Here is an 8540-nt window from a genome sequence, read left to right as displayed (position 1 = left end):
AACCGTGTTTATCTTGCTTTAACACGTACTGACCGTCCTGGTGAAGAAGACTTTATTCAAGAAGCAGCTAAACTTGCTGCACAATATAATGTTGGTGTAGTTGCACATAATGATGTGCACTTTGTAGAAAAAGAAGATTTCGAAGCACACGAAGCACGTGTTTGTATCGCTGATGGTTATGTACTCGCAGATAATCGCCGTCCACGCATATATAGTCCTGAGCAGCACTTTAAAACCTCAGATGAAATGATCGAATTGTTTTCCGATATTCCTAGCGCTATCGAGAACACCTATCATATTGCTAAACGCTGTAACGTTAAACTGCAACTCGGCACTTACTTTTTACCTGACTATCCAATTCCAGATGGTTTTACCATCGACACTTATTTTGAACATTTATCTAAAGTAGGCTTGGAAGAGCGCTTAAATTATCTTTACCCTGTTGAAAAACGTGGTGAAGATTGGCCAGAGATTCGTAAGCCTTACGATGAACGAATTGATTATGAAGTCGGTATTATCCTGAAGATGGGTTTCCCCGGCTACTTCCTCATCGTCATGGACTTCATTCAATGGGCAAAAAATAATGGTGTTCCTGTTGGGCCAGGTCGTGGTTCAGGTGCAGGTTCATTAGTCGCATACAGCTTAAAAATTACCGACCTTGACCCACTTCGTTACGATCTACTTTTCGAACGTTTCTTAAACCCAGAACGTGTATCGATGCCCGACTTTGACGTCGATTTCTGTATTGCTGGACGTGACCGCGTTATTGATTACGTATCGCGTACTTATGGTCGTGAAGCCGTTTCTCAAATTGCAACTTTCGGAACCATGGCAGCAAAAGGTGCAATCCGTGACGTTGCGCGTGTATTGGGTAAATCTTACGGTTTAGCTGACCGTATTTCAAAAATGGTACCTACCAAACCGCTCGGTGTGGATTTAGCTACCGCTATTGATATGGAACCACAGCTTAAAGATATTGTGACCAATCCATCTAACCCAGATAACGACGATGCAAGCGAAATCTGGGAAATGGCATTAAAATTAGAAGGTGTAACCCGAAATACCGGTAAACATGCCGGAGGTGTAGTCATTGCACCAGGTAAAATTACCGATTTCTCGGCTGTACTTTGTGATGCAGATGGAACAAACCGCGTTGCTCAATATGATAAAGACGATGTAGAAGCAGCGGGTCTGGTCAAGTTCGACTTCTTAGGTTTACGTAACTTAACCGTTATTGAAGACGCGATTCAAAATATTAATAAAAACCGCGACAGTAATGATCAACTCAATATTCTGCATGTTCCTCTAGACGACGCTAAAGCTTATTCCGTCTTTGCCGATGCAAATACGACAGCGGTATTCCAGTTTGAATCCGTCGGCATGAAACGGATGCTTAAAGAAGCACGTCCAAGCAAATTTGAAGAAATTATTGCGTTCGTATCCTTGTATCGTCCGGGTCCAATGGACCTGATTCCTGACTTTATTCACCGTATGCATGGTGGAGATTTTGAATATCTTCATCCTCTTTTAGAAGGTGTATTAGAACCAACTTACGGGATTATGGTTTATCAGGAACAGGTGATGCAGACTGCACAGATCTGTGCAGGTTATACGTTAGGTGGCGCAGACTTACTACGCCGTGCAATGGGTAAAAAGAAACCTGAGGAAATGGTCAAACAGCGCCAAATTTTCTTAGAAGGTGCTGCTGAAAAAGGGATTGACGAAAGTACAGCAAACCATATCTTTGACTATATGGAAAAGTTTGCAGGCTATGGTTTCAACAAATCTCACGCGGCTGCTTATGCCCTAGTTGCCTACCATACTGCATGGTTAAAAGCTCACTATCCTGCTGAGTTTATGGCAGCGGTAATGACATCGGAAATGCAAAACACGGACAGTGTTGTATTTTTGATTGATGACTGTCGAAACAATAATCTTGAAGTCTTACCACCATCAGTCAACATGTCGACTTATCACTTCCATGCAAGTAACGATAAAACGATTGTTTACGGTTTAGGTGCAATTAAGGGTGTCGGCGAACAAGCAATGCAGTCAGTTATTGACTCTCGTCGACAATTTGGTCCTTATACAGATCTATTCGATTTTTGCCATCGTATTGATTTGAAGAAAATCAATAAGCGTACTCTTGAAGCTTTAATTCGCGCGGGTGCACTCGATTGCTTAGGAATTGAACGTGCAAGCTTAATGGCACAATTGCCTGAAGCTGTTCAAGCCGCTGAACAAGCTCGAAGTAACCGTGAAAGCGGAATTATGGATTTATTTGGTGAGGTTGAAGAAGTTCAACGCAAGCCAGCTAAACCAGTAAAACCATGGAGTGACGAAGTTCGTCTCAAAGGCGAAAAAGACACGCTTGGTTTATATTTAACGGGTCATCCAATTGATGTTTACCGACAGGAACTCAAAGCTTTTATTCCTGTAAAACTAAACGAAATTACTGCGACGCGTCGTGGTGTTACAACGGTTTATGCAGGTTTGGTCATTGATGTCGCGAACTTCCCGAACCGTGTGGTTATTGTACTTGATGATGGTACGGCACGTATTGAAGTCAGCTGTAACCATGAGCGCTTCCAACGTTTTAAAGATATTGTGCAAGTTGAACGTGTTGTAGTTTTCGAAGGCGAAATCTATGAGCGAGAAGGCTTTGATCGTCCAATGGGACGTTTAACCAAGGCTTTCACATTAAATGAAATAAGACAAAAACGTGCTAACAGTATTCAAATCAAATTAACAGAAGAGTTCATGCAGCCAACACTGGCAAAAGATCTGCAAAACATGATCTTGCCATTTTGCAATGTAGATATGCATCAACATATCACTCTACAGTTACAGATTGATCAACCCTATGCTCAAGCCGAACTTCAGTTTGGTCCGCAATGGAAAGTCGCTCCTCTAGATGAATTACTTGCTAAACTCAGAGATTATTTTGGTAAAGATAATATTTATATTGAATATCAAGTAAAGTCGAAAGCAGCTAAAGCAGCAGACCCTGTTCGTCCACATGCTGTTGCCCCTCCTCCTGCGGGTATGTCTATGGACGATGCATTGGATTTATACCAAAGCGAAGTTTCTCAATATTCGTAATTTCTGGAAATCTTATGAGTTCGTTTGACCACACCACCGTGTCAAAACAATTAGCACAAGTGCGTATTGTCATGGTAAATACGACTTTGCCTGCCAATATTGGTAGTGCTTTACGTGCCATGAAAACAATGGGACTAATTAAATTAGTTCTCGTAGCACCAAAAACATATCCTCATCCAGATATACAAGCACTTGCCGCTGGTGCCCAAGATTTATTTGAACATCTTGAGATTGTAGACACCTTAGAAGATGCGATTAAAGATTGTCATTTAGTATTTGGAACAAGTGCGCGTAGTCGCACCATTCCTTGGCCTTTACTTGATGTGAGACCTGCGGCTAAAGAAGCTATTAAGGCAACATCTCAAGGACAGCAAATTGCTATTGTTTTTGGCCGTGAAGACCGTGGCTTAACAAATGAAGAATTAGCACTGGCAAATTATCATTTAACCATTCCTGTAAATCCGGACTATGGCGTGTTGAATGTTGCGCAAGCGATTCAAGTTGTATGTTACGAACTTCGCATGTCTGCTCTCGAGCAAGAGCAAGTCGATCAGAATGTAGATGAAATGCCATTAGTGCAAGGCCAAAGCATGCAATGGGATGAACCTTTGGTGACTCAGCAACAAATGGAAGAGTTTTATCCTCATCTAGAAAAAATGCTGACTGAAATCGAATTTTTAGATCCAGAAAATCCACGTTTATTACCTTTACGCTTGCGTCGTTTATTTGGTCGTATACAATTAGATCGTATGGAATATCATTTACTTCGCGGTATTTTTAGTCGCGTACAAGCTTTAACAAGTGGTAAATGGAAAAAAGCATTATCTGACAAGGAGGATCAACCCAATGCTTAAGCAGCTTAAAGAAGATATAAAAGCTGTATTTGCGCGAGATCCTGCTGCCCGCAATACACTTGAAGTTCTCACAACTTATCCAGGTATTCATGCAATTATGATGCATCGTGTTGCGCATGAATTATGGCAAAAAGACTGTAAAGGTGCAGCTCGCCTACTTTCTTCATTTAGCCGTTTTGCAACCGGAATTGAAATTCATCCTGGCGCTAAAATCGGTAAGCGTTTTTTTATTGATCATGGCATGGGCGTTGTGATTGGTGAAACTGCTGAAATTGGTGATGATGTTACGCTTTATCATGGTGTTACCTTAGGTGGTACCACATGGAAAACTGGTAAACGCCATCCAACTTTAGAAGACGGTGTTGTTGTTGGCGCTGGTGCGAAAATCTTGGGTCCATTTACTGTAGGTAAAGGTGCCAAAGTCGGTTCGAATGCTGTAGTGACCAAAGCTGTTCCTGCTGGAGTGACTGCTGTAGGAAACCCTGCTCGCTATATCTATAAAGATGCCAACAAAACTAAAGATAAAGATGAAGAACGTCGCCGCGATTATGCACAAAGTATTGGTTTTGCCCCATATGCGACAACTGCTGATCAGTCAGACCCTATTTTAGAAGGCATGCGTGTTTTACTTGATCGTATTCAGCACAATGAAACGCGTATGAATAACTTATGCCAGCGTTTATCAGAGCTAGACCCTAGCTTCGAAAAAGAAAGTCAAGATGAACAGCCTTTTAGTGATGAAGAGCTAAAAATTCTTGAAGAAGTGCGTCGTGAATGTGGTGCACAAAACAAGATATCAAAAACGTAATATTCTTGATTCATAATGTAACACGCTTACCCTTGCATGTCGGTTTAGCTTTTTCTAGACTTGTCACTACCAAATCTGACTTTACTAAAATGAACGGAAGATCCTATGAATTTTAAGCCTTTGGCATATATCATCCTTGCGACTTCAAGTTTAACAGCTTGTACAATGGCACCTGTAAAACAACAAAAAATTGAGCCTTTTGTTTTCAAGGAACCAGAGCTTACTCCTCCTTTTTATGCGTTAAATCCTTTTAACTACGATCAACCGCCAGCATTTGAAGTTGCCTTAAAAGACGCTGCTGCACAGCCAGTAACCAAAATGGTCGTTAATCGTCAAGATGACCCGACTAAACAGCTTACTCTCGACGTCAATAAATTGATTGTTCCGACTGTAAATAATTCACAGCGTTCAATGAAATACGCAGTTTTAGCTAGTGAAAATGAAATTGATGTTACAAGTATTGATGACTTTTTACAGTTAGTAGAAGGCAAAGCTCGTCACTACCCACCTCGCTTTACTGATCGCCAAGAACGTAAAGGCTTCGAAAGTAAACTTAAAGAAGTAACACAACAACTTGATACACTTGCTGCAAACCCAAATGCATCATTTGATATTTTGCTTCGTGCTTTCAAAGCAAGTGTTCTTGCACGTAACCTTGATTTAGGTACTGTTCATACCACTAGATCTTTAGAATATGCTCAAAGACTTTTAAAAATTAGCCCAGATGATGCAGAAACAAACTTCTGGTTTGGTTTCGGTTTATCTGAAGGTGGTGGTCAACGTGAAGCTATTCCTTACTTAGATAAAGCCATTAAAGGTAATGTTCAAGAAGCGTATCTAGCTGCTGCAAATAACTATATTGCAATGGAGCAAAAGAAAAACGCGATTCAGACACTTAAAAATTATAAAGTGAAATATCCAGATGAATCGGAAATTGCTGATCGTTTAATTCAAGAAATTGAAAAACAAGGTCGTTGGAATGTATGGCAAGTTTTGACTAACCCTGCAATGTCTGCAACTACAACACCAAGTGCAACACCTAAAAAATAAGCTTAAATAGATAAAAAGGGCTGTTTTGACAGCCCTTTTTTTTATTTGATCATTTGAAAAATATTTTAAAATTTGTATGATCTACCTACCATTGAGCCACTAAATTTTGACCATAATGTTTTCAATAAAAAGAAGCAAAACAGTATTGACGGTCATGCTACTCGGTTCAATTCTGAGTGGTTGTCAGGTCGTTAATGTTAAACAGCAAGCTTTGAATGTGACTATTGCAAATGAACGTAATAGTATTCTTACGCAAGATAAACTCAGCGAAGCAAGTCTGAATGTTTTATCAATGTCTGGTCAGGAAGCTAAAGTCTGCACTGACACCCCTGATAACTGTGTAAATCAACTCAAAAAACTTCCTCAAATTTTAGATGAACAGTTTTTATCAGCTGCAAGTGAAATGTATCTGGCAAAAGCAATGGCCTTGACAGATTCCTCGGATTGTAAAATTAGTAGGTTTACTAAACATAAGTCGGAAGAAGAACAAACCAATATTCAGAATAAATATGATGATTGCTTAGATCAGCAATTAAATTTACTCGATAAAAGTATTCGTTATAGCTACGCCTATCTATTTTCAACAAAACGTAAGCCTACCGACCGTATTTTTGACAATAGACAAGTTCAGATTCGGGACTTTTACAATCAAGCCATAGCAAAAATGGTGAGTGTTTATGATTTACGCTATCCAAAAAAAGATGTCGTAGAACCTCAAATACATATTGGTAAAAGTGTCTATTCGATTGATTTTGAATTTCACCAGCAACTTGCTGGACAAAAATTAGAAAAGTTAATTTCTAGTTATAATTTAAATTTTTCAGGGTTAAGAACCATTAACCGCCGCGATGGTTTTGGCTCTGAATTTGTAGCAGTTTTTCCTAGCTCAGGAAAAGAAGATATTAATGAATATATTCTAGACCCGCTTAAATACAATTATAAAAATGGTGTTAACCCCAATATCCATCATGCACGTTATTTGGCTGCAACGATTGTCGCTGAACCAAAACATGCGACCACTGTTGAAGAAATTATTAATAATTCTGAATTCGTGATTCGCGTTTACGACCCTTATCGCACCGACAATATTAATGTGGCTGGTAAGCAATATCCTCTAGCAGCCAACTTCTCTGCACCTTATGGTCTATGGCTGGCAGAAAATAACTTAGGTGTGGCAGCTTATTTAAGCCTGATTGATCGTGACCAGCACTTGACCATGCCACATCTCTACATGCTTGAGCCCTACAACCCGAATAAGAAAATTATTGTGTTGGTTCATGGTCTAGCAAGTAGTCCTGAGGCGTGGATTGCTTTGACCAATGATGTTATGGGTGACACGGTTTTAAGAGATAACTATCAGGTTTGGCAAGTTTTTTATTCAACCAATATGCCGATTTTGGAAAGCCGTTTCCAAACTTATGCCCTTCTTAAGCAAGCTTTTGGTTCTTTGAACCCTAGTGACCCTGCTGCACATGATGCTGTTCTTGTGGGCCATAGTATGGGAGGTATTATTAGCCGGTTACTGGTGAGTGATGGCGATATTACCAAGCCTGCTTTAGATTTGATGACGATTCGTCAGCAAAACCGCTTTAAGAAACATCCAATGGTTACTGAGCGATTGCAAATGCATTCAATCAATAATTTTGATCGTGCAATTTTCTTAGCTTCTCCTCATCGAGGTACAGATTATGCAGATCGTTGGTTTACTTTAGCCGCACGTAAAATTATTCGTTTACCTGGTGCATTCTTGTCGGCTGTAGCGACTTCACTCACCACTGAAAATTTAGATGTTAAAGATTTCTTGAGTAATATTGATAATGGTTTGATTCAAAATGGTCCAAGTGATTTGAGTCATCAATCTAAATTTATGGAACTTACAGAAAATATTAATCCGCACCAAGGGTTAGTCTTCCACTCTATTATGGGTAACATTACCAAAAGTGATGATCCAAATGTGATTACCGATGGTATCGTTCCATACAAAAGTGCTCACTTAGAAGGTGCAAAATCAGAGAAAGTTCTTCCGGGTGGACACTCTATTCAGTTAACCCCACAAGCGGTGTTAGAACTCCGTCGTATTTTACGCGAACACTTAGTAGAACACGGACTATATAAACCATAAAGAAAAAGAGCCAAAGGATAACCTTTGGCTCTTTTGTTTTGAAATTAAATTTTATTGCCCAGAACGGATGATGTAATCAAACGCAGAGAGCGATGCTTTAGCGCCTTCACCTGTGGCAATAATGATTTGCTTGTAAGGCACTGTTGTACAATCACCCGCAGCAAATACACCTTTGACATTGGTCTCATTGCGGTCATTCACAATGATCTCACCACGGTTGGTTAACTTAACTTCACTGTCTTTTAAGAAGTCAGTGTTTGGTAATAAACCAATCTGTACAAAGATCCCTGCAAGCTCTACTACATGCTCTTCATCAGTGGCACGGTCTTTATATTTAAGACCCGTCACTTGTGAGCCATCACCTAACACTTCTGTACTTAACGCATTCATAATCACAGTTGTGTTTGGCAAGCTATGCAGTTTGTTTTGCAACACTTGGTCAGCACGTAGTTTTGTATCAAACTCAACTAAAGTCACATGCTCAACAATCCCTGCAAGGTCAATTGCAGCTTCAACACCTGAGTTACCACCACCAATCACTGCAACACGTTTGCCTTTGAACAATGGACCATCACAGTGTGGACAGTACGCGACACCACGGGTA

General features: G+C 40.0%; 6 protein-coding genes. 5 read left to right on the top strand and 1 reads right to left on the bottom strand.

What is annotated here, in order from left to right:
• The 5 genes from dnaE to UC75_RS01535 form a co-directional block, all read left to right on the top strand.
• On the top strand, window positions 1-3102 hold a 3102-nt coding region (gene dnaE, locus UC75_RS01555; protein WP_228137013.1), incomplete at its 5' end, for a DNA polymerase III subunit alpha.
• Window positions 3103-3116: 14 nt separating this feature from the next.
• Window positions 3117-3956, top strand: coding sequence for an RNA methyltransferase (locus UC75_RS01550; protein ID WP_004792899.1), 840 nt, complete (start codon window positions 3117-3119; stop codon window positions 3954-3956).
• Window positions 3949-4764: a serine O-acetyltransferase gene (gene cysE / locus UC75_RS01545; protein ID WP_049836467.1), complete on the top strand. Its 816-nt coding sequence runs from the start codon at window positions 3949-3951 to the stop codon at window positions 4762-4764. Before UC75_RS01550 ends, cysE begins: the two co-directional genes overlap by 8 nt.
• Before the next feature lie 105 nt (window positions 4765-4869).
• Entirely contained in the window at window positions 4870-5814 is a 945-nt protein-coding gene (locus UC75_RS01540; RefSeq protein ID WP_049836466.1) for an ABUW_2363 family tetratricopeptide repeat lipoprotein, read from the top strand.
• Window positions 5815-5929: 115 nt separating this feature from the next.
• Entirely contained in the window at window positions 5930-7936 is a 2007-nt protein-coding gene (locus tag UC75_RS01535) for an esterase/lipase family protein (protein ID WP_049836465.1), read from the top strand.
• A 51-nt stretch (window positions 7937-7987) separates the two neighbouring features.
• On the opposite strand, the gene UC75_RS19705 is transcribed toward UC75_RS01535, so the two are convergent.
• Window positions 7988-8540, bottom strand: a 553-nt coding sequence (locus UC75_RS19705) for an FAD-dependent oxidoreductase (RefSeq protein WP_228137012.1), incomplete at its 5' end; no start/stop codon positions are given.

Source organism: Acinetobacter sp. V2, from assembly GCF_001188385.1.
GTDB lineage: Bacteria > Pseudomonadota > Gammaproteobacteria > Pseudomonadales > Moraxellaceae > Acinetobacter > Acinetobacter oleivorans.
The sequence above is the reverse complement of the archived record's forward strand: the minus strand, read 5'-3'. Positions and strand labels throughout refer to the sequence as shown.

Bases quoted from the DNA above. Each gene is read 5' to 3' on its own strand.
- UC75_RS01550 (WP_004792899.1), top strand. From the start codon at position 3,117: ATGAGTTCGTTTGACCACACCACCGTGTCAAAACAATTAGCACAAGTG.
- cysE (WP_049836467.1), top strand. From the start codon at position 3,949: ATGCTTAAGCAGCTTAAAGAAGATATAAAAGCTGTATTTGCGCGAGAT.
- UC75_RS01540 (WP_049836466.1), top strand. From the start codon at position 4,870: ATGAATTTTAAGCCTTTGGCATATATCATCCTTGCGACTTCAAGTTTA.
- UC75_RS01535 (WP_049836465.1), top strand. From the start codon at position 5,930: ATGTTTTCAATAAAAAGAAGCAAAACAGTATTGACGGTCATGCTACTC.